This window comes from Pseudomonas sp. GD04019 (assembly GCF_029837695.1).
Classification (GTDB): Bacteria; Pseudomonadota; Gammaproteobacteria; order Pseudomonadales; family Pseudomonadaceae; genus Aquipseudomonas.
The window spans coordinates 111,471-133,045 of sequence record NZ_JAOEEA010000004.1 but is presented as its reverse complement, the minus strand read 5'-3'; the positions used below and the strand labels follow the sequence as shown (position 1 = coordinate 133,045).

The 21,575-nt window shown below is 67.1% G+C and carries 17 protein-coding genes; 11 read left to right on the top strand and 6 right to left on the bottom strand.

Going from position 1 to position 21,575, the window contains the following annotated elements; translation table 11 throughout:
- Nucleotides 1-18 precede the first annotated feature (18 nt).
- Both N7607_RS08050 and ompR read right to left on the bottom strand, forming a co-directional pair.
- Complete coding sequence (locus N7607_RS08050; RefSeq protein WP_279865581.1) at nucleotides 19-1,332, bottom strand: ATP-binding protein; 1,314 nt, start codon at nucleotides 1,330-1,332, stop codon at nucleotides 19-21.
- A gap of 12 nt (nucleotides 1,333-1,344) precedes the next feature.
- A complete protein-coding gene (gene ompR, locus N7607_RS08045; RefSeq protein WP_279865582.1) occupies nucleotides 1,345-2,076 on the bottom strand; it encodes a two-component system response regulator OmpR in 732 nt (243 codons plus the stop codon).
- A 170-nt stretch (nucleotides 2,077-2,246) separates the two neighbouring features.
- Here ompR and N7607_RS08040 point away from each other — a divergent pair, with 170 nt between their 5' ends.
- From N7607_RS08040 to N7607_RS08025, 4 genes are all read left to right on the top strand, one after another.
- Nucleotides 2,247-4,580, top strand: a complete 2,334-nt coding sequence (locus tag N7607_RS08040) for a Tex family protein (RefSeq protein ID WP_279865583.1) — start codon at nucleotides 2,247-2,249, stop codon at nucleotides 4,578-4,580.
- A gap of 3 nt (nucleotides 4,581-4,583) precedes the next feature.
- Nucleotides 4,584-4,967 carry a PaaI family thioesterase gene (locus N7607_RS08035; protein WP_279865584.1) on the top strand — a complete coding sequence of 128 codons (384 nt, stop codon included), beginning with the start codon at nucleotides 4,584-4,586 and terminating at the stop codon, nucleotides 4,965-4,967.
- Between the two features lie 266 nt (nucleotides 4,968-5,233).
- On the top strand, nucleotides 5,234-6,820 hold the full coding sequence (gene gshA / locus N7607_RS08030; RefSeq protein WP_279865585.1) for a glutamate--cysteine ligase: 1,587 nt from the start codon (nucleotides 5,234-5,236) through the stop codon (nucleotides 6,818-6,820).
- A 171-nt stretch (nucleotides 6,821-6,991) separates the two neighbouring features.
- Nucleotides 6,992-7,189: a ribosome modulation factor gene (locus tag N7607_RS08025; RefSeq protein WP_137973669.1), complete on the top strand. Its 198-nt coding sequence runs from the start codon at nucleotides 6,992-6,994 to the stop codon at nucleotides 7,187-7,189.
- A gap of 61 nt (nucleotides 7,190-7,250) precedes the next feature.
- Here the strand turns inward: N7607_RS08025 and argA are convergent, their stop codons facing one another.
- Nucleotides 7,251-8,549, bottom strand: a complete 1,299-nt coding sequence (gene argA, locus N7607_RS08020) for an amino-acid N-acetyltransferase (protein ID WP_192399107.1) — start codon at nucleotides 8,547-8,549, stop codon at nucleotides 7,251-7,253.
- Between the two features lie 111 nt (nucleotides 8,550-8,660).
- Complete coding sequence (argE, locus tag N7607_RS08015; RefSeq protein ID WP_279865586.1) at nucleotides 8,661-9,800, bottom strand: acetylornithine deacetylase; 1,140 nt, start codon at nucleotides 9,798-9,800, stop codon at nucleotides 8,661-8,663.
- Between the two features lie 167 nt (nucleotides 9,801-9,967).
- Between argE and N7607_RS08010 the strand changes: the two genes are divergently transcribed.
- The 7 genes from N7607_RS08010 to N7607_RS07980 all read left to right on the top strand — a co-directional run bounded on the left by N7607_RS08010 (nucleotide 9,968) and on the right by N7607_RS07980 (nucleotide 17,846).
- Entirely contained in the window at nucleotides 9,968-11,440 is a 1,473-nt protein-coding gene (locus tag N7607_RS08010) for an inorganic phosphate transporter (protein WP_279865587.1), read from the top strand.
- Between the two features lie 73 nt (nucleotides 11,441-11,513).
- A complete protein-coding gene (locus N7607_RS08005; protein WP_279865588.1) occupies nucleotides 11,514-12,878 on the top strand; it encodes a CYTH domain-containing protein in 1,365 nt (454 codons plus the stop codon).
- Nucleotides 12,879-12,913: 35 nt separating this feature from the next.
- Nucleotides 12,914-14,698, top strand: a complete 1,785-nt coding sequence (locus N7607_RS08000; protein ID WP_279865589.1) for a GspE/PulE family protein — start codon at nucleotides 12,914-12,916, stop codon at nucleotides 14,696-14,698.
- A 49-nt stretch (nucleotides 14,699-14,747) separates the two neighbouring features.
- The gene (locus tag N7607_RS07995) at nucleotides 14,748-15,674 is read left to right on the top strand and encodes an SPFH/Band 7/PHB domain protein (protein WP_279865590.1); all 927 of its coding nucleotides are present in this window, start codon (nucleotides 14,748-14,750) and stop codon (nucleotides 15,672-15,674) included.
- Nucleotides 15,671-16,117, top strand: a complete 447-nt coding sequence (locus N7607_RS07990) for an NfeD family protein (protein WP_279865591.1) — start codon at nucleotides 15,671-15,673, stop codon at nucleotides 16,115-16,117. Before N7607_RS07995 ends, N7607_RS07990 begins: the two co-directional genes overlap by 4 nt.
- Nucleotides 16,118-16,199: 82 nt before the next feature.
- Nucleotides 16,200-16,526, top strand: a complete 327-nt coding sequence (locus N7607_RS07985; RefSeq protein ID WP_279865593.1) for a DUF2388 domain-containing protein — start codon at nucleotides 16,200-16,202, stop codon at nucleotides 16,524-16,526.
- 48 nt (nucleotides 16,527-16,574) lie between these two features.
- Complete coding sequence (locus N7607_RS07980; protein ID WP_279865594.1) at nucleotides 16,575-17,846, top strand: alpha/beta fold hydrolase; 1,272 nt, start codon at nucleotides 16,575-16,577, stop codon at nucleotides 17,844-17,846.
- A gap of 185 nt (nucleotides 17,847-18,031) precedes the next feature.
- Here the strand turns inward: N7607_RS07980 and gcvP are convergent, their stop codons facing one another.
- A complete protein-coding gene (gene gcvP / locus N7607_RS07975) occupies nucleotides 18,032-20,905 on the bottom strand; it encodes an aminomethyl-transferring glycine dehydrogenase (RefSeq protein WP_279865596.1) in 2,874 nt (957 codons plus the stop codon).
- Nucleotides 20,906-21,150: 245 nt separating this feature from the next.
- Entirely contained in the window at nucleotides 21,151-21,540 is a 390-nt protein-coding gene (gene gcvH, locus N7607_RS07970; RefSeq protein WP_192399082.1) for a glycine cleavage system protein GcvH, read from the bottom strand.
- Between the last annotated feature and the right edge of the window lie 35 nt (nucleotides 21,541-21,575).

Below are 21,575 nucleotides of genomic sequence, written 5' to 3'. Positions count from 1 at the left end.
GAGCGGCGCCGCGCGCCGTCAGTTGGCGTCGCGCGGTAACAGCAGCCCGAGTGGCAGGCAGATGCGCGCCTCCAGGCCACCGCCGGAGCGGTTGCGCAGCTCCACGCTGCCGCCGTGCAGGGCGGCGATGCGCTTGACGATGGCCAGGCCCAGGCCGGTGCCCTTGCCGCCACGGGCGCGGTCACCGCGAATGAAGGGGTTGAAGATCTCGCCCATCTCCGTCGGGGCGATGCCCGGCCCGCGGTCCAGCACGCTGAGCACCACGTAGGGCGCGCTCTCGTCGCCGGCCACGTTGGCCACCACTTCCACACCCTGGCCGCCGTAGCGCAGGGCGTTGTCCAGCAGGTTGACCAGCAGGCGCTTGATCGACACCCGGCGCAGCGGGAAGGCCGGCACCTGCTCCACGCACAGCCTCACCTGCGGCCCGTGCTGGTTGTAGGGCGCCACCGTCTCGCGCACCAGTTCGTCGAGCAGCACCGGCTCGGGCTTTTCGTCACGGCCGTCGCGGATGAAGGCGAGGAACTGGTCGAGGATGGTGTCCATGTGCTCGATGTCGCGAACCATGTCCTCGGTCATCTCGGCATCGCCGCCGAGCATCTCCAGCGACAGGCGCAGGCGCGTCAGCGGCGTGCGCAGGTCGTGCGACACGCCGGCCAGCATCAGCTCGCGCTCGCGGGCGCCCTGCTCGATGTTCTCGGCCATCTGGTTGAAGGCGCGGTACACCTCGGTCATCTCGCTCGGCGTATCGCTCACCGGCAGGCGCACGCTGCGGCCCTGGCCGAACTGGCGGGCGGCGAATACCAGGCGCTTGAGCGGCGCATTGAGCTGGCGCACGAAGATCCAGGCGGCGGCGGTGGACAGCAGGCCGATACCGAGGAACCAGCCGAGCACGCTCCAGATCTTCTGCCCACGCAACGGATGCGGATAGAGCGGCACCTTGAGCCAGTCCGGCCCCAGGCTCGGCGCCCGCACCCACAGCGCCGGCGGGCTCTGCACCCGTACCCGCACCTCGGTGTCCGGACCCAGTTCGGCCTGCATCTGGCGCAGGAAGATTTCCGAGTAGGGCCAGTGCTGCTCGGTGGCCGGCACCTTGTCCTGCGCCACGCGGCTCAGGGTCGCCGCCTCGGCGATATGCGCGCGATCTTCCGGTTCCGCCGCCCAGTAGGCGCGCAGGGTTAGCGCCGCGCCGTGGCTGTACTGGCGGTCGACCAGCATGTCCTCGTTCATCATCAGGTAGACCAGGGTCAGGGCCTTGGAAAACAGCACGACGATGAGCACCAGCCACAAGGTGCGGGCGAAGAAGCTCTGCGGGAACCAGACGGGGGTTTTCATCAATGAAGGGGCTTACTTGTTACCGTCCGGCACGAAGACATAACCCACGCCCCAGACGGTCTGGATATAGCGCGGCTTGGACGGATCCGGCTCGATCAGCCGGCGCAGACGGGAAATCTGCACGTCGATGGAGCGCTCCAGGGCGTCCCACTCGCGGCCACGGGCCAGGTTCATCAGCTTGTCCCGGGTCAGCGGCTCGCGGGCGTGCTGGACCAGGGCCTTGAGCACGGCGAACTCGCCGGTGGTGAGCATGTGCAGCTCCTCGCCCTTGCGCAGCTCACGGGTGGCCAGCGACAGCTCGTAGTCGCCGAAGGTGACGGTCTCGTCCTCGCTAGCCGGCGCACCAGGCACTACCGGCGCCTGGCGGCGCAGCACGGCCTTGATCCGCGCCAGCAGTTCGCGCGGGTTGAACGGCTTGGCCAGGTAATCGTCGGCGCCGCCTTCCAGGCCCTGGATGCGGCTGGCCTCGTCGCCCTTGGCGGTGAGCATGATGATCGGCATCTGGTTGTTCGCCTCGCGCAGGCGGCGGCAGGCGGACAGGCCGTCCTCGCCCGGCAGCATGAGGTCGAGCACCAGCAGCTGGAACAGCTCGCGGGCCAGCAGGCGGTCCATCTGCTCGACGTTCTCCACGGCGCGCACGCGGTAGCCCTGCTCGCTGAGGAAGCGCTCCAGCAGGCGGCGCAGGCCGGGGTCGTCATCGACGATGAGGATCTTTTCGCCTTCGACTGCGGGTGTGCTGCTCATGTTCTCTCCTGTCCGGGTGGCGCGGCATTATCGCCCAGCGCCGCGGCGTGGCGGCCCGTCCATTGTTAGCAGATTTTTCCCCGAACGGTTCCCAATGCTTTCCGACCCGGTGTTTATAATGCGGCGCTTTCGCGTCGGCACCGGCGTGGTTTTTTCTGTCAGGTAGGTTCATGGATAGCATCAACAAGCGTATCGCCGCCGAGCTCGGCGTCCTCCCGCAACAGGTCGCCGCCGCCGTGGCCCTGCTCGACGAAGGCTCCACCGTGCCCTTCATCGCCCGCTACCGCAAGGAAGTGACCGGCAGCCTGGACGACACCCAGCTGCGCCACCTGGAAGAGCGCCTGCGCTATTTGCGCGAGATGGACGAGCGCCGCGCGGCGATCCTCGCCAGCATCGAGGAACAGGGCAAGCTGACCCCCGAACTCAAGCGCGAGATCAACGAAGCCGATACCAAGACCCGTCTCGAAGACCTCTACCTGCCGTACAAGCAGAAGCGCCGCACCAAGGGCCAGATCGCCCTGGAAGCCGGCCTCGGCGAGCTGGCCGACGGCCTGTTCAACGACCCGAGCCTGAACCCGGAAACCGAGGCCGCGCGCTTCGTCGATGCCGAGAAGGGCTTCGCCGATGTGAAGGCCGTGCTGGAAGGCGCCAAGTACATCCTGATGGAGCGTTTTGCAGAAGATGCCAGCCTGCTCGACAAGCTGCGCTCCTTCCTGAAGAGCGAGGCCACCCTCAGCTCCCGCGTGGTCGCTGGCAAGGAGGCCGAAGGGGCCAAGTTCAGCGACTACTTCGAACACGACGAACCCCTCAAGGGCGTGCCGTCGCACCGTGCGCTGGCGATCTTCCGCGGTCGCAACGAGGGCATCCTCGGCGCCAGCCTCAAGGTCGGCGACGAGGCGCCGGGCACCCTGCACCCGTGCGAGCTGATGATCGCCGAGCGCTTCGGTATCGAGCAGCGCGGCCGCGCCGCCGACAAGTGGCTGGGCGAAGTGGTGCGCTGGACCTGGAAGGTCAAGCTCTACACCCACCTGGAAACCGACCTGCTCGGCGAGCTGCGCGAGAAGGCCGAGGACGAGGCGATCACCGTGTTCGCGCGCAACCTGCACGACCTGCTGCTGGCCGCCCCGGCCGGCCCGCGCGCCACTCTGGCGCTGGACCCGGGCCTGCGCACCGGCTGCAAGGTGGCCGTGGTCGACGCCACCGGCAAGGTGCTGGAAACCGCCACCGTCTACCCGCACGCCCCGCGCAATGACTGGGACGGCACCCTGGCCATCCTCGCCAAGCTGTGCGCCAAGCACGCGGTGGACCTGATCTCCATCGGCAACGGCACCGCCAGCCGCGAGACCGACAAGCTGGCCATCGACCTGATCAAGAAGCTGCCGGCACTCAAGCTGACCAAGGTGATGGTCTCCGAGGCCGGCGCCTCGGTGTACTCCGCCTCCGAGATGGCCGCCCGCGAATTCCCGGACATGGACGTGTCGCTGCGCGGCGCCGTCTCCATCGCCCGCCGCCTGCAGGACCCGCTGGCCGAGCTGGTGAAGATCGACCCGAAATCCATCGGCGTCGGTCAGTACCAGCACGACGTGTCGCAGCTCAAGCTGGCGCGCTCGCTGGACGCGGTAGTCGAGGACTGCGTGAACGCCGTCGGCGTGGATGTGAACACCGCCTCCGCCGCCCTGCTGGCGCGTATCTCCGGCCTCAACAGCACCCTGGCGCAGAACATCGTCGCCCACCGCGACCAGAACGGCGCGTTCAAGACACGCGCCGAACTGAAGAAGGTGCCGCGCCTGGGCGACAAGACCTTCGAGCAGGCCGCCGGCTTCCTCCGCGTGATGAACGGCGACAACCCGCTGGACGCCTCCGCCGTGCACCCGGAAACCTACCCGCTGGTGCAGCGCATCGCCGCCGACACCGGCCGCGACGTGCGCTCGCTGCTGGGCGACTCCAGCTTCCTGCGCAGCCTGGATCCCAAGCGCTTCACCGACGAGACCTTTGGCCTGCCGACCGTCACCGACATCCTCAAGGAACTGGACAAGCCCGGCCGCGACCCACGCCCGGAGTTCAAGACCGCCGAGTTCCAGGAAGGCGTCGAGAGCCTCAAGGACCTGCAGCCGGGCATGATCCTGGAAGGCGTGGTGACCAACGTCACCAACTTCGGCGCCTTCGTCGACATCGGCGTGCACCAGGACGGTCTGGTACACATCTCGGCGCTATCGGAGAAATTCGTCAAAGACCCCTATGAAGTGGTCAAGGCTGGCGACATCGTCAAGGTCAAGGTCATGGAAGTGGACATCCCGCGCAACCGCGTCGGCCTGACCATGCGCATGAGCGACACCCCCGGCGAGAAGGTCGACGGTCCGCGTGGCGGTAGCCGTGGCAACGGCGGGCAGAACCGCGGCGGCAACCAGCCGCGCAGCGAGCGCCATTCCAGCCAGGACAAGCCGGCCGCGGCCAACGCGGCCATGGCCTCGCTGTTCGCCAACGCCAAGCAGCTGAGGAAGTGAGCCATGAGTGACGCGCCCGTCGGCAAGGACAGCAACTTCAGCCGCCTGCTCGGTATCCGCATCCTGCGTGCCGAGAACGGCGAGTCCGAGCTGCGCATGGACATGCAGGAGCAGATGCTCAACCTGCACGGGCGCATGCACGGCGGCGCGCTCTACTCGCTGATCGACACCGCCCTCGGCCAGGCCAGCCACAGCCTGTTCGGCGGCGAGGCCGGCAGCATGACCCTGGAGTGCAAGGTCAACTACATCCGCGGCGTCGAGTCCGGCGAGGTGGTCTGCCACGCCCGCGTGCTCAACGGCGGGCGCAAGGTGCATGTGCTGGAGGCCAAGGTGGAACAGGGCGACAAGCTGATCGCCACGGCCCAGGCCACGTTTATCTGTAAGTAACCCGATACGGAGTGCCGGCCGGCATTCCCCCTCTCCCTCCGGGAGAGGGTTGGGGTGAGGGGGCCATAGACAACGCGGAGTTGCCTGGAAGCCCCTCACCCCCGGCCCCTCTCCCAGGGGGAGAGGGGAGCCCCATTGCGCAGAGCCGGGCTGTCGGCGCATCCTCCCCTTCCGGTCAGGCGACAGCGTCCGTCCGCGTACCCGACTTGCAGTGAGGCGGCTCCACCCCCATATAGGGGCGACCGTCGAGTGAAGGAACAAGAATCTTGAGCGATCTCCTCTCCCGCCGCCTGGCTCTGCTCGGCGATGCCGCCCACCTGTCCCTGCTCACCCAATGCCTGCACGGCATCGAGCGCGAGACCCTGCGCGTGACCGAACAGGGCGAACTGGCGCAGACCGGACACCCGACCGCCCTCGGCTCGGCGCTGACCCACGCACAGATCACCACCGACTATTCCGAGGCCCTACTGGAGTTCATCACCCCAGCCGAGCCGAACCCGGCCGATACCCTGGCCGAGCTCGAGCGCATCCATCGCTTCGCCGCCAGCCAGCTGGACGGCGAATACCTGTGGAGCCCGTCCATGCCCGGCCTGCTGCCGGACGAGGCGGACATTCCGATCGCCCGCTACGGCAGCTCCAATATCGGTCGCCTGAAGTACGTGTATCGCCAGGGCCTGGCCCTGCGCTACGGCAAGACCATGCAGTGCATCGCCGGCATTCACTACAACTTCAGCCTGGCCGAGGGCCTGTGGCCGCTGCTGCAGCAGCTGGATGGCGACAGCCAGAGCCCGCGCGACTACCAGTCTGCCAGCTACATCGCGCTGATCCGCAACTTCCGCCGCTACAGCTGGCTGCTGATGTACCTGCTCGGCGCCTCGCCAGCGCTGGACGCCAGCTTCCTGCGCGGCCGCCCACATCAGCTTCAACCACTCGACGACGACACCCTGCACCTGCCCTACGCCACCAGCCTGCGCATGAGTGACCTGGGTTACCAGAGCAGTGCCCAGTCCGGTCTGACGCCCTGCTACAACGACCTGGCCAGCTACACCGAGAGCCTGCGCGCGGCCGTGGCCACGCCCTATCCGGCCTATGCCGAGATCGGCACCAAGGACGCCAATGGCGAGTGGCTGCAGCTCAACACCAACATCATCCAGATCGAAAACGAGTACTACTCGAGCATCCGCCCCAAGCGCGTCACCTATTCCGGCGAGCGCCCGATCCAGGCCCTGATGAGCCGAGGCGTGCAGTACGTGGAAGTGCGCTGCCTGGACATCGACCCCTACCTGCCCATGGGCATCGACCTGGACCAGGCGCGCTTCCTCGACACCTTCATCCTGTTCTGCGCCCTGCAGGACAGCCCGCTGCTGGCCAGCGGCGTATGCCGTGCCAGCACCGAGAACTTCCTCAAGACGGTCAAGGAAGGCCGCCGCCCCGGCCTGCACCTGCAGCGCGACGGCGAACAGATCGAACTGCGCACCTGGGCCGGCGAACTGCTCGACGCCTTCGCCCCGATCGCCGCACTGCTCGACCGCGCCTACGGCGGCGATGCCTACCAGACCTCCCTGCACCTGCAGCGGCGCAAGGTCGAAGACCCGGCGCTGACCCCGTCGGCCCGCGTGCTGGCCGAGTTGAAGGACACCGGCGAGAGCTTCCGCGAGTTCGCCCTGCGCCAGAGCAAGGCCCACGCCGCCACCTTCCGCGCCCAGCCGCTGAGCGCGACGGAGCAGGCGCAGTTCGAGGCTGCCGCGCGCCAGTCCCTGGCCGAACAGGCCGAGCTGGAGCGTGCGCCGGCCGGTGACTTCGATACCTTCGTCGCGGCCTACCAGGCGAGCATTCTCGGCATCAGCGTGTGAGACGTGCGCCGACGCGGCGCACAGGTTTCGGCAGACGAGTCGGTCAACGAACCGTCGCTTTAGCGGCAATTCGTCACAATTCCGCCACTTCGACCGTTCGCCCCTGACCGACGGCACGCCGTTCGCGCCGGCAGGGGCTAGCCTGTGGGAAAACCGCATTGGCGAACAGCCATGACGCCCGACGCAGACAACCACGACTGGAGCCTGGAAAGCCTGAACAAGGCCTACCAGCAAGGCTACATGGCTGGACTCACCGGCCAGCCGCAGCACGCGCAACCCTACCCCGTGGAAGTGCTGGCCGCCGCCTGGGAGGCCGGCTGGGACGACGGCAACGAGCAGTTCAAGCTGCACCAGAGGCGCAGCGCCTGATCCATCCCGCCAAAGAAAAGGGCCGCAAGCGCGGCCCTTTTTCATTGCAGCGCCAGAGCGCTCACAACAACTTCTCGAAGATCTTCGAGTTGCGCTGGTAGTTGTACAGCGAGGCCCGTGCCGCCGGCAGCCGCTCGACGCCGCTGGGCTCGAAGCCGCGCTCCTGGAACCAGTGGGCGGTACGCGTGGTGAGCACGAACAGGGTCTTCAGGCCCAGCGCCTTGGCCCGCTCCTCGATGCGCTCCAGCAGCTCGTCGCCACGGCCACCGTGGCGGTATTCGGGGTTGACCGCCAGGCAGGCCAGCTCGCCGGCGTCCGAATCGGCGATGCGATAGAGCGCGGCACAGGCGATGATCAGGCCGTCGCGTTCGACGATGCTGAACTGCTCGATCTCGCGCTCCAGCACCTCGCGCGAGCGGCGCACCAGAATGCCCTGGTCTTCCAGCGGGGTGATCAGGTCGATCAGGCCGCCGACGTCCTCGATGGTGGCCTCGCGCAGCGACTCGAACTGCTCCTGGTCGACCAGGGTACCGCCACCATCGCGGGTGAACAGCTCGGTGAGCAGCGAGCCATCTTCCATGTAGCTGACGATATGGCTGCGCTTAACCCCGCCACGACAGGCCTGAGCGGCAGCATCCAGCAGTTCGGCCTGGTAGCAGCTGCCGAGCCGCGCCAGATGCGCCGGCACCTGCTGCGGACGCAGCTCGCGCACCAGCTTGCCGCTCTCGTCGAGCAGGCCGCGCTCGGCGCTGAACAGCAGCAGCTTGTCGGCCTGCAGGTCGATGGCGGCGCGGGTGGCGACGTCCTCGCAGGCCAGGTTGAAGATCTCCCCGGTGGGCGAGTAGCCGAGCGACGACAGCAGCACGATGCTGCGCTCGTCGAGCAGGCGGCCGATGCCCTTGCGGTCGACCCGGCGCACTTCGCCGGTGTGGTGGTAATCGATGCCATCGACCACGCCGATCGGCCGCGCGGTGACGAAGTTGCCGCCGCTAACCCGCAGGCGCGAGCCCTGCATCGGCGAGGCGGCCATATCCATCGACAGGCGCGCCTCGATGGCGATGCGCAGGCGGCCGACGGCGTCGATCACGCAGTCCAGGGTCGGGCCGTCGGTGATGCGCAGGTCGCGGTGGTAGCGCGGGGTCAGGCCACGCTCGGCCAGGCGCGCCTCGATCTGCGGGCGCGAGCCATGGACCAGCACCAGGCGCACGCCGAGGCTGTGCAACAGCACCAGGTCGTGGACGATATTGCCGAAATTCGGGTGCTCCACACCTTCGCCGGGCAGCATGACCACGAAAGTGCAGTCACGGTGGGCGTTGATATAGGGCGAAGCGTGGCGGAGCCAGTTGACGTAGTCGTGCATGCAGGAGCCTGTGAGCGGGGACGGACGAGCGATGGTTTGCCTCTCCGAAGCGGAGAAGGAAGGTCGGTCTAGCGTCGTCGCAACATCGGTGCTCCCCTTAGGCTGGGCGGGTCATAGGCAGTAGTGCTGGATCAGCTGGCGCAGCAGGCTCACCGTCGGCTCGATGCGCGCCAGTTCGAGGAATTCCCCCGGCTGGTGGGCGCAGGCGATGTCGCCGGGGCCGAGAACGATGGTCTCGCAGCCGAGCTGCTGAAGATACGGGGCTTCGGTACCGAATGCCACCGACTGCGCCGCATGTCCGGTGAGCTTTTCCGCCAGGCGCACCAGCTCGCTGTCGGCGCTCTGCTCGAAGGGCGGCACATTGGCGAACAGCGGCGCGTAGTCGATCTTCACCTGGTGCCGCTCGGCCAGCGGCCGCAGCTTGCCGCGAATGGCCGCGCGCAGCTGCTCCGGGTCCATGCCCGGCAGGGGGCGCAGGTCGAACTCCAGGGAGCACTGGCCGCAGATGCGGTTGGGATTGTCGCCACCGTGGATGCAGCCGAGGTTCAGCGTCGGCTGCGGCACGCCGAACTGCGGGTTGTTGAACTCGCGTTGCCATTGGCTACGCAGCTCGCGCAGGGCGCCGATGGCGTCGTGCATGGCCTCCAGGGCGCTGTGGCCGAGGCTGGGGTCGGAGCTGTGGCCGCTCTGGCCGAGGATGTCGATGCGCTCCATCATCACGCCCTTGTGCAGACGGATCGGCTTCAGCCCCGTCGGCTCGCCGATCACCGCGGCGCGCCCCAGGGGCCGGCCGGCCTCGACCAGGGCACGGGCGCCGGCCATCGAGCTTTCCTCGTCGCAGGTGGCCAGCACCAGCAGCGGCTGGCGCAACGGCTGGTCGAGCAGGCCGCGCACCGCCTCGATCACCAGCGGGAAGAAACCTTTCATGTCGCACACGCCGAGGCCGACCCAGCGATCGCCCTGGGCCGTCAGTTTGAGCGGGTCGCTCTGCCACAGGGCGGCGTCGAACGGCACCGTGTCGCTGTGGCCGGCCAGCACCAACCCGCCGGGGCCACTGCCGAGGGTGGCGAGCAGATTGACCTTGCCCGGCGCCACCTCCTGGATCTCGCAGGCGAAGCCGAGGTCGCTCAGCCAGCCGGCCAGCAGGTCGATCACCGCGCGGTTGGACTGGTCCCAGTGCGGCTGGGTACAGCTCACCGAGGGCGCGGCGATCAACGCGGCGAACTGATCCTGCAGAGAGGGAAGCGGCATGGGGATTCTCCGTGGCATGCAGCCCATCATAGAGAGGCCGGCGCCCTCTGCCTACGCCGCGGCGGGATGACCTTTCGTCCGGCTGACATGACTGGAAACGAGCGTTCGAGCAGAACTTGCTGTCATCTGGCATACTTCGCGCCCCTTTTTCCGGTCACGAAAACGTCATGTTCGAGATATTCAGCGGGCTCGATGCCTGGGTCGCCATCGGTCTGGTGCTGGCCCTGGCCTTTGTCCTGACCTTCGAATTCATCAACGGTTTCCACGACACCGCCAACGCGGTGGCCACGGTGATCTACACCAAGGCGATGCCGCCGCACCTGGCGGTAATCGCCTCCGGCATCTTCAACTTCCTCGGCGTGGTCCTCGGCGGTATCGGCGTGGCCTATGCCATCGTCCACCTGCTGCCGGTGGAGCTGCTGATCAACGTCAACACGGCCCACGGCCTGGTGATGGTGTTCTCCCTGCTGACCGCGGCCATCGCCTGGAACCTGGGCACCTGGTACTTCGGCATCCCGGCCTCCAGCTCGCACACCCTGATCGGCTCGATCCTCGGCGTCGGCCTGGCCAACGCCCTGCTCACCCACGTGTCGCTGGCCGATGGGGTGAACTGGCAGAAGGCGATCGACATCGGCCTGTCCCTGCTGCTCTCGCCGCTGGCCGGCTTCGCCGTTGCCGCGCTGATCCTGATCGCCCTGCGCCGTGCCTTCGCCGACTCGAAGATGCACGAGACCCCCGAGAGCCGCATGGAGGTCAAGGGCAAGAAGAAGCCGCCGTTCTGGAACCGCGTGGTGCTGATCGCTTCCGCCATGGGCGTGAGCTTCGTGCACGGCTCCAATGACGGGCAGAAGGGCATCGGCCTGATCATGCTGGTGCTGATCGGCATCGTGCCGGCCAAGTTCGTCCTCGACCTGAACAGCACCACCTACCAGATCGAGCGCACCCGCGACGCCGCCTCGCACCTGCAGCAGTTCTACACCCGCAACCACGACGCCCTGAGCGACTACCTGGCCCTGGGCAAGAACGGCACCACCGAGCTGCCGGCCAAGTTCCGCTGCGACGCCAAGCTGACCGAGGTGACCATCGCCACCCTGCTGCGAGATCTACAGGGCGTCACCGACTACAACCAGATGGACCAGGAAAAACGGACCCAGGTGCGCCGCTACCTGCTGTGCCTGGACGACACCGCGAAGAAGGTCGGCAAGCTGGACAGCCTGCCCAAGCGCGAGAAGGCGGACTTGGAGAAGCTGCGCAAGGACCTTACCGCCACCACCGAATACGCGCCCCTCTGGGTGATCTTCGCCGTGGCTCTGGCCCTGGGCATCGGCACCATGGTCGGCTGGAAGCGCGTGGTACTGACCGTCGGCGAGAAGATCGGCAAGCAGGGCATGACCTATGCCCAGGGCATGAGCGCGCAGATCACCGCGTCCATCGCCATCGGCCTGGCCAACGTCTACAGTCTTCCGGTGTCGACCACCCACGTACTGTCGTCCGGCGTCGCCGGCACCATGGTCGCCAACAAGAGCGGCCTGCAATTCGCTACAGTGCGCAATATCCTGATGGCCTGGGTGCTGACCCTGCCGGCCACCATCCTGCTGTCCGCAGGTCTGTTCTGGGTGGGCGTGAAGCTGTTCGTCTGAACATCGCCCGCCGCATGACAAGGCCGCCCATGGGCGGCCTTGTTGTTTTCCGAACCGCTCCGAGATCACCGACATGGCCAAAGAAACCGAGATCAAGCTGCGCGCCAGCCGCGAAACCCTCGCCGCACTGCGCGACCATCCGCTGCTGAAGAAGCGCAACAAGTCCGGCTGGCAGACCCACGAACTGTTCAACCAGTACTACGACACGCCCGCGCGTGATCTGGCCGACGCCCGCGTCGCACTGCGCCTGCGCCGTGACGGCGAGCAGTTCATCCAGACCCTGAAGAGCCGCGGCCAGAGCGTGGCCGGGCTGTCCGAGCGCAACGAGTGGGACTGGCAGCTGAAGAAGGCCAAGCTCGACCTCAAGCTGCTCGGCGACGACTGCTGGCCGGCCAGCCTGGCCGAGCTGGACAAGAAGACCCTGCAGCCGCTGTTCACCACCGATTTCGTCCGTGAGAAGGCCGAAATCGCCTGGGGCCGCGGCAAGGCCAAGACGGTGATCGAAGCAGCCCTGGACCTGGGCAAGGTGGTCGCCGGCGAAGGCGAGGAAGAAATCTGCGAGCTGGAACTGGAGCTGCGCGGAGGCGAGCCCGCCGCACTGCTGGAGCTGGCCTGCGAGCTGGCCGCCGATCTGCCGCTGATGCCCTGCGATATCAGCAAGGCCGAGCGCGGCTATCGCCTGTTCGACTCCGCCAGTTACAGCCTGAGCCTGCCGGCGCCAGAGCTGCACGCCGAGATGACGCTGGACGATGCCTTCGCCGCCCTCGCCTGGCACCTGCTCGGCAGCAGCCAGCGTCTGGCCGAACAGTACCGCTGGAACGGTCACTGGAAACTGCTGGAGCAGTGGCTGCAACAGCTGATCGACCTGCGCGCCCTGCTCAGCAGCCTCGGCCAGGCCGCACCGCGCGCCTCCAGTCGCGAACTGCGCGAAGGCCTCGACGCGCTGCTGGCCGACTGGCGCCCACGCCTGGCCGCCGGCCGCGACGACGAGGCATTGCGCCACAACGCGCCGGCCATGTTCGCCGGCGAACTGCAGGGCAATCGCTGGGGCCTGCTGTCTCTGCAGCTGTCGCGCTGGCTGCTGCAACGCGGCTGGACGCTCGGCCGCAACCCGCGCGGCGATCGCCAGGGCGCGGCGACGCTGGGCAACTGGCTGCCCACATTGCTCAGTGAGGAGGCCGAGGCCCTGCGCCTGAAGCACTACCAGCAGTTCCCCGAGGGGCTGGCCGAGCAGTTGCCGCGCCTCGAGCGCCTCCAGGCCTGGCTGCGCCTGGCTCGTCAGGTGCCGGAGCTGCCCGAGCTGGATCGCCTCTATGGCGAGCTGGGCAAGCTGCAGGCGCTGTTCGCCCCGGCCAACGACGCCGAGGCGCTGGCCGCACGCGTGGCACAGGCCCATACTGTGGCGACGCTCAAACCCTGGAAGCTGCTGCTGAAATAAGCTGCTCACCCGTCATCCAGAACAAAGGGAGCTCCATGTCCGCCCTCGCCTCGCCCGCCCAGGACCGCTGGCTCGATCTCAACGACATCCTCCGCGAACTGGTGGCCCAGGGCCGGGTCTCCCAGGAAAGCGCAGAACAATGCATGGTGCTGCGCCGTGCCTCGGCCAACGCGCAGATGCATCCCCTGGAGTTCCTCGCTGCCCAGCAGCTTGACGATCTGCAGCGACCGGGCAAGAAGCATGATCTGGAAGGCCTCACTGTATGGCTGGCCAACCACGCCGGCCAGCCATACCTGCGCATCGACCCGCTGAAGATCAATGTGGCCGCCGTGACCCCGCTGATGTCCTACGCCTTCGCCCAGCGCCACAAGATCCTCGCGGTGGCGGTGGACAGCGAGGCGGTAACCATCGCCAGCGCCCAGCCCTTCGTGCACGGCTGGGAAAACAACCTGATCCATGTGCTCAAGCGCCCGATCAAGCGGGTGGTGGTCAACCCGGTCGACCTGCAACGCTTCACCACCGAGTTCTACCGCCTGGCCCGCTCGGTCAGCGGCGCCAATGCCCAGGACATCAAGCTCAGCGGCGTCGGCAACTTCGAGCAACTGCTTAATCTGGGCGCCAGCGACCAGGAGCCCGACGCCAACGACGCGCATATCGTCAATATCGTCGACTGGCTGTTCCAGTACGCCTACCAGCAGCGCGCCAGCGACATCCATATCGAGCCGCGCCGCGAGACCGGCACCGTGCGCTTCCGCATCGACGGTGTGCTGCACAACGTCTACCAGTTCCCCATCCAGGTGACCATGGCGGTAGTCAGCCGCCTGAAGAACCTCGGGCGGATGAACATCGCCGAGAAGCGCAAGCCGCAGGACGGCCGGATCAAGACCAAGACCCCGGACGGCGGTGAGGTGGAACTGCGCCTGTCGACCCTGCCCACCGCCTTCGGCGAGAAGATGGTAATGCGCATCTTCGACCCCGAGGTGCTACTCAAGAGCCCGGATCAGCTCGGTTTCTCGCCGGACGACCTGCGCCGCTGGGAGAGCATGACCTGCCAGCCCAACGGCATCATCCTGGTGACCGGTCCCACCGGTTCGGGCAAGACCACCACCCTGTACACCACGCTCAAGCAGCTGGCGACCAGCGAGGTGAACGTCTGCACCATCGAGGACCCGATCGAGATGATCGAAGGCGCCTTCAATCAGATGCAGGTGCAGCACAACATCGACCTGAACTTCGCCGCCGGCGTGCGCGCGCTGATGCGGCAGGACCCGGACATCATCATGGTCGGCGAGATCCGTGACCTGGAGACCGCCGAGATGGCCATCCAGGCGGCGCTCACCGGCCACCTGGTGCTGTCCACCCTGCACACCAACGACGCACCCAGCGCGATCAGCCGCCTGCTGGAGCTGGGCGTACCGCATTACCTGCTCAAGGCCACCATCCTCGGCGTCATGGCCCAGCGCCTGGTGCGCACCCTGTGCCCGCACTGCAAGGCCCCGGTGGAGCTGGACGAGGAAAGCTGGCAGGAGCTGACCCGGCCCTGGAGCGCACCGCTGCCGACCGGCGCCCACCGCGCCGTTGGTTGCCTGGAGTGCCGCGAGACCGGCTACCGCGGGCGCGCCGGGGTCTACGAGATCATGCTGCTCAACGACGGCATCAAGCCGCTGATCAGCGCCGACACCGACCTCATCGCCCTGCGCCGGGCGGCGTTCAAGGATGGCATGCGCAGCCTGCGCCTGTCCGGCGCGCAGAAGGTCGCCGCCGGGCAAACCACCATCGAAGAAGTGCTGCGGGTCACCCCGCAGAGCGAGCAGAAGTAAGTTCCGGGTAGCGATACCCGCACAACCCAACCGCGAAAAAGGAGTTTTTATGGAAGTCGGTGGTGTGATCTTTCTCTTCGTCGCCCTGGCCGTGGCCGTGGTGTTCATGGGGTTCAAGGTGGTACCGCAGGGCTACGAGTGGACGGTGGAACGCTTCGGCCGCTACACCAACACCCTCACCCCTGGACTGAACATCATCGTGCCGGTGATGGACCGCATCGGCCGCAAGCTCAACGTCATGGAGAGCGTGCTGGACATCCCGCCACAGGAGGTGATCAGCGCCGACAACGCCATCGTGCAGATCGACGCAGTGTGCTTCTTCCAGGTGATCAACGCAGCCCAGGCGGCCTACGAGGTGAACAACCTCGAACACGCCATCCGCAATCTGGTGATGACCAATATCCGTACCGTGCTCGGCTCTATGGAACTGGACGCCATGCTCAGCCAGCGTGACGCGATCAACGAGCGTCTGCTCAAGACCGTGGACGAAGCCACCGCGCCCTGGGGCATCAAGATTACCCGCATCGAGATCAAGGACATCAGCCCGCCGGCCGACCTGGTCGAGGCCATGGCCAGCCAGATGAAGGCCGAGCGCCTCAAGCGCGCGCAGATCCTCGAGGCCGAAGGCTCGCGCTCCGCTGCCATCCTCACCGCCGAAGGTCACAAGCAGGCGGAGATTCTCAAGGCCGAGGGCGAGCGGCAGGCCGCCTTCCTCGAAGCCGAGGCCCGCGAGCGTGCCGCCCAGGCCGAAGCCGAGGCGACCCGCATGGTGTCCGACGCCATCGCCAGCGGCAACGTGCAGGCGGTCAACTACTTCGTCGCGCAGAAATACATCGAGGCCCTGGGCCAGCTGGCCTCGGCCAACAACAGCAAGGTGATCCTGATGCCGCTGGAGGCCAGCCAGGTGATCGGCGCCGTCGGCGGCATCGGCGAAATCGTCCGCGCCACCTTCGACAAGGACGGCAAGCCAGCATGATCGCCTACCTGCAGCACCTGTCGTTCTGGGACTGGCTGGCCTTCGGCACCGTGCTGCTGATCCTCGAGGTGTTCGGCGCCGGTGGCTACCTGCTGTGGATAGGCGTCGCCGCCGCCGCGGTCGGCGTGCTCACCTACCTGTTCCCGGAGCTGCCCTGGGCCTGGCAGTTCCTCATCTTCGCCCTGCTCTCGGTGCTCACCGCGGTGTTCTGGTGGCAGCGCCAGCGTAGCGCCGCCAAGCCTTCCGACGCGCCGGGACTGAATCGCCGCGGCAGCGAGTTGGTCGGCCGCCACTTCGTCCTGCATGAGGCTATCGTCGGTGGGCGCGGCAAGATCAAAGCCGGCGACAGCCTGTGGCTGGTCACCGGCCAGGACCTGCCAGCCGGCAGCGAAGTACGGGTAACCGGCCAGGACGGTGTGCTGCTCAAGGTCGAGGCGCTTTAGCCTGAGCAGCCGGTCGCTTGGGGGAACTCGGCCGACCGGCGCGGCATCCTAACTCCAGGACCACTCCCCTGGAGCCACCGTCATGTCGCATATCCGCCTGTACCTCACCATTGCCCTGTTAGCCGCCCCCGTCGCCCCGGCCATGGCGGACGCCGACTTCTGGCGCGACGTGCTCTCCTCCGGCGCCACCACCGCCTCCACCTACGTGACCTTCAAGGACGCCAAGCAGCTGGTCGCCGCCCGAGATGACGCCAGCGCCTTCGTCGCCAGCGGCGGGCAGATCCGCGGCGCCCACTTGGAGGCGGCACTGCAGCGCCTGCGCAGCGAGCACCCGCAGCTGCAGGCCAGTGACGCGGAACTGGCCCAGGCCCTGCTGATGCGGCCGACGGCGCAGCAGCCCGCACAGTAGAGGCGCAACGGCTAGACTCCAGCCCTATACCAGGGCTGGAGAACAGGGATGTCGAAATCGTTAATGCTGTTGCTGCTGGTCAGCCTGCTCAGCGGCTGCCAGCTTTTGGCGCTGGACAGGCAGATGCAGCTGGCCCAGCACACCCAGGTGCTGATCCCCGGCACGCTGGATGACGGCGCCAGCCAGGAGGCGCTGGTCGCCCTGTTCGCCAACGAACGGCTGCTGGCCTATCGCAGCGTGCAGCCCGGCGGCCTGTTCTATTTCAGCATGGCGGCCGGCGACTACCAGCTGTTGGCCTTCGAGGACCGCAACGGCAACCTGCGCCTGGACGTGGACGAGCCGCGCCACTGGCTGGCGCAGCCGCGCACCGCGCCCTTTCAGGTCCAGCCGAGCGCCGAACAACGCGCCGCGCTGGGCCAGCTCAACCTGCTGCGTCCCGGCCCCGCAGACGACACTCCGCTGCCTGAGCTGGACCTGAGCCTGGAGCGACTCGCCCGCGACCTGCCGCGGGTGCGCCACAACTACCTGCGGCTGGTGGATTTCGACGATCCACGCTTTTCCGCCCAGCGCACCGCACAGGGCGCCTGGCAGCCCCTGAATTTCCTCAGCGAAGTCGGTTACGGCCTTTACCTGCTGCAGCCGTGGGACCCGGCCAGGGAGCCGGTCTTCCTGGTCCACGGCATCAACAGCTCGCCCGATGTGTGGCGCGAGCTGGCCGCCAGCATCGACCAGGAGCGCTACCAGCTGGTGCTGTTCCACTACCCCAGCGGCCTGCCGCTGAACAACAGCGCCTACATGCTCAGCGAGGCGATCCGCGATGTGCGCCTGCGCCTGCATCCGCCGCGCTTCCACCTGTTCGCCCACAGCATGGGCGGGCTGGTGGCGCGCCGCACCGTGCAGCTGCTGGAGCCGGGTGGCGGCGATCAGGAGCTGTGCCTGTTCCTGACCCTGGCCACGCCCTGGGGCGGGCATCCTTCGGCCGCCTCCGGGGTGAAGAACGCCCCGGTCAACGTCCCGGTCTGGCGCGACATGGCGCCCGGTAGTCCGTACCTGCGCAGTCTGTTCGCCATGCCATTGCCGGAACATCTGCGCCAGTGGCAACTGGTGGCCTATACCGGCAACAGCCGGATGATCGCCGAACCCAACGACGGCACCGTGCCGCTGACCAGCCAGCTGCTGCCGGCCGCCCAGGATCAGGCCGAGCGCCTTTATCTGATCGAGGCGAATCACACCGGCATCCTGCACAACGCACGCAGTGTGGAATTGTTGCAACGGGCGCTGGACTCGCTGCCGGAGGATGGCTGCGCGGCCGAGCGATAGAGCCCAGAAGAGATAATCCGATACTTGGCAAACGCCCCGGCAGTCGTAGCCCGGATGTAATCCGGGAGGCAGGCAACTCCGCTCCCGGATTGCATCGGACTACATGTGCGCGCCCGGCAGCTGATCGGTCGGCGCTAGAAACGAAGAGGCCGCCCATTGGGCGGCCTCTTTTTATGCGCGATGACTTACTCGCGGTAATCGTCCATCGGTACGCAGGCGCAGAACAGGTTGCGATCGCCGTAGACGTTGTCCACTCGGTTCACCGCCGGCCAGTACTTGTGCGCGCGGGTGTGGGCGGACGGGGTCACCGCTTCCTCGATGCTGTACGGCCGCTCCCACACGCCGATCACGTCGGCCAGGGTGTGCGGGGCACGCTTGAGCGGGTTGTCCTCGGCCGGCCACTCGCCGGCGGCAACCTTGGCGATCTCAGCGCGGATGCTCAGCATGGCTTCGATGAAGCGATCCAGCTCTTCCTTCGACTCGCTCTCGGTCGGCTCAATCATTAGCGTGCCCGGCACCGGGAAGCTCATGGTCGGGGCGTGGAAGCCGTAGTCCATCAGGCGCTTGGCCACGTCTTCCTCGCTGATGCCGGTCTCGGCCTTGAGCGGACGCAGATCCAGGATGCACTCGTGGGCGACGCGGTCGTTGCGGCCGCTGTACAGCACCGGGAAGGCGCCGGCCAGCTGGCTGGCCAGGTAGTTGGCGTTGAGGATCGCCACCTCGGTGGCGGTGGCCAGCTGCGGGCCCATCATGGCGATGTACATCCAGCTGATCGGCAGGATGCTCGCGCTGCCCCAGGGTGCGGCGCTGACCGCCGTGTTCTGCGGGTTCGGGCCTTGCAGTTCGACCACCGGGTGGTTGGCGACGAAGGGCGCGAGGTGCGCGCGCACACCGATCGGGCCCATGCCCGGGCCGCCACCGCCGTGAGGGATGCAGAAGGTCTTGTGCAGGTTCATATGCGACACATCCGCGCCAATATCCGCCGGACGCGCCAGACCAACCTGGGCGTTGAGGTTGGCACCGTCCATATACACCTGGCCACCGAAGCCGTGGACCACCTCGCAGATCTCGCGGATGCCTTCCTCGTACACGCCGTGGGTCGACGGGTAGGTGATCATCAGGCAGGACAGCTTGTCGCCAGCCTCGGCGGCCTTGGCCTTGAGGTCGTCCATGTCGACGTTGCCGGCGGCGTCGCACTCCACCACCACCACGCGCATGTTGAGCATCTGCGCCGAGGCCGGGTTGGTGCCGTGGGCCGAGGCCGGGATCAGGCAGATATCACGGTGCCCGTCGTTGCGACTCTCGTGGTACTTGCGGATGGCCAGCAGGCCGGCGTACTCGCCCTGGGCGCCGGAGTTGGGCTGCATGCAGATGGCGTCGAAACCGGTGATGGCGCGCAGCCAGGCTTCCAGCTCGTCAATCATCAGCTTGTAGCCGGCAGCCTGCTCGCGCGGGGCGAAGGGGTGCAGGGCGCCGAACTCCGGCCAGGTCACCGGGATCATCTCGCTGGTGGCGTTCAGTTTCATGGTGCAGGAACCGAGCGGGATCATGGCCTGGTTCAGGGCCAGGTCCTTGTTCTCCAGGCGCTTGAGGTAGCGCAGCATGTCGGTTTCGCTGTGGTGGCTGTTGAACACCGGGTGAGTCAGGTAGGCCGAGGTGCGGCGCAGGTCGGCCGGAATGCCTTCCGGCACGCTGCCGGCGTCCAGCTCGGCCACGCTCAGGCCGTGGTCGGCGCCGAGGAAGATCGACAGCAGCTGCTCGACGGTCTGCGCGCTGCTGGTCTCGTCCAGGCTGACGCCCAGCTTGCCGCGACCGAGGATGCGCAGGTTGATGCGCGCGGCCTTGGCCGACTCGAGGATGGCGGTCTGCATGCCGCCGACATCCAGGGTCAGGGTGTCGAAGAAGAACTGGTTGTCGCGCTTCAGGCCTTTCTGCTCCAGGCCGGCGGCCAGCACGCAGGTCAGGCGGTGTACGCGCTGGGCGATGCGCTTGAGGCCTTCCGGGCCGTGGTACACGGCGTAGCAGCTGGCCATGTTGGCCAGCAGCACCTGCGAGGTGCAGATGTTCGAATTCGCTTTTTCCCGGCGGATATGTTGCTCGCGGGTTTGCAGGGCCATGCGCAGTGCGGTGTTGCCACGGGCATCCTTGGACACGCCGATGATGCGGCCGGGCATGGCGCGCTTGAAGGCGTCACGGGTGGCGAAGAAGGCCGCGTGCGGGCCGCCGTAGCCCATAGGTACGCCGAAGCGCTGGGCGGAGCCGAGCACCACGTCGGCGCCGAGCTCGCCGGGCGGGGTCAGCAGCAGCAGGCTGAGCAGGTCGGTGGCGACGCAGGCCAGGGCATTCTTGGCATGCAGCTGCTCGATCAGCGGCTTGATGTCGCGGATCTCGCCGTGGGTATCCGGGTACTGCAGCAGGGCGCCGAACACGTCGAGGCCGGCCAGCTGGTCCAGCGCGCCGACCTGGACTTCGATGCCGAAGCCTTCGGCACGGGTCTGCACCACGGAGATGGTCTGCGGGTGGCAGTTCTCGTCGACGAAGAAGATGTTGCTCTTCGACTTGGCCACGCGCTTGGCCAGGCCCATGGCCTCGCCGGCGGCGGTGGCTTCGTCGAGCAGCGAGGCGCTGGCCAGGTCCAGACCGGTCAGGTCGATGGTCAGTTGCTGGAAGTTCAGCAGCGACTCCAGGCGACCCTGGGCAATTTCCGGCTGGTAGGGGGTGTAGGCGGTGTACCAGCCCGGGTTCTCCAGCAGGTTACGCAGGATCACGGTTGGGGTGATGGTGCCGTGGTAGCCCATGCCGATCAGGTTGGTCCACAGCTGGTTCTGCTCGGCATAGCCGCGCAGCTTGGCCAGGGCGCCCTGCTCGTCCAGCGCCGCCGGCAGATCCAGCGGGCGGTTGAGGCGGATGGCCGGCGGCACGGTCTGCACGATCAGCTCTTCGCGGCTGGCGACGCCAAGGGCGTCGAGCATGGCCTGTTCTTCACGGGCGTCCGGGCCGAGGTGGCGGCGGAGGAAGGCATCGGGCTGTTGCAGTTGATCGAGACGGGGCGTGGACATAGCAGGGCTCTCGGAAAATGACAGAGCCTCGACGGATCGAGGCTCGACAGCGGAAATCGTGATTCTTGATGGCGGGCCGCGTGCTAGACGCGTCCACTCATCTTAGAACCTGTTTACGATCTTGCGAGCTAGAGAAAAACAAGGCGAAAGTGGCTGAGGAAGCGGAGTTTACACAAGGTAAATGAGCATTCCGAAGCCGCTTTCAACGCAGTTTTTCCGACGCGCAGCAGATCGTAAATAGGTTCTCAGGCATCGGCGGAGCAGACGGCCTCGTAGCCGGCAGCGTCGAGCAGCTCTTCCAGCTCGGCCGGGTTGCTCGGCTGCAGCTTGAAGAACCAGGCGGCGTAGGGGTCGCCATTGACCTGCTCGGGAGCGTCGGCCAGGGCTTCGTTGACGGCGAGGACTTCACCGGCGAGCGGGGCGTAGATGTCCGAGGCGGCCTTCACCGACTCGACCACACCGGCTTCCTGGCCGTTGGCCAGCTGCTTGCCGACTTCCGGCAGCTCGACGTAGACCACGTCGCCCAGGGCTTCCTGCGCATGGTCGGTGATGCCCACGGTGACCGAGCCATCGGCCTCCAGGCGGATCCACTCGTGGCTGGCAACGTAACGCAGATCGGCGGGGATATTGCTCATGTCGGTACCCTCGAAATCAGTGGGGCGGAAGACCC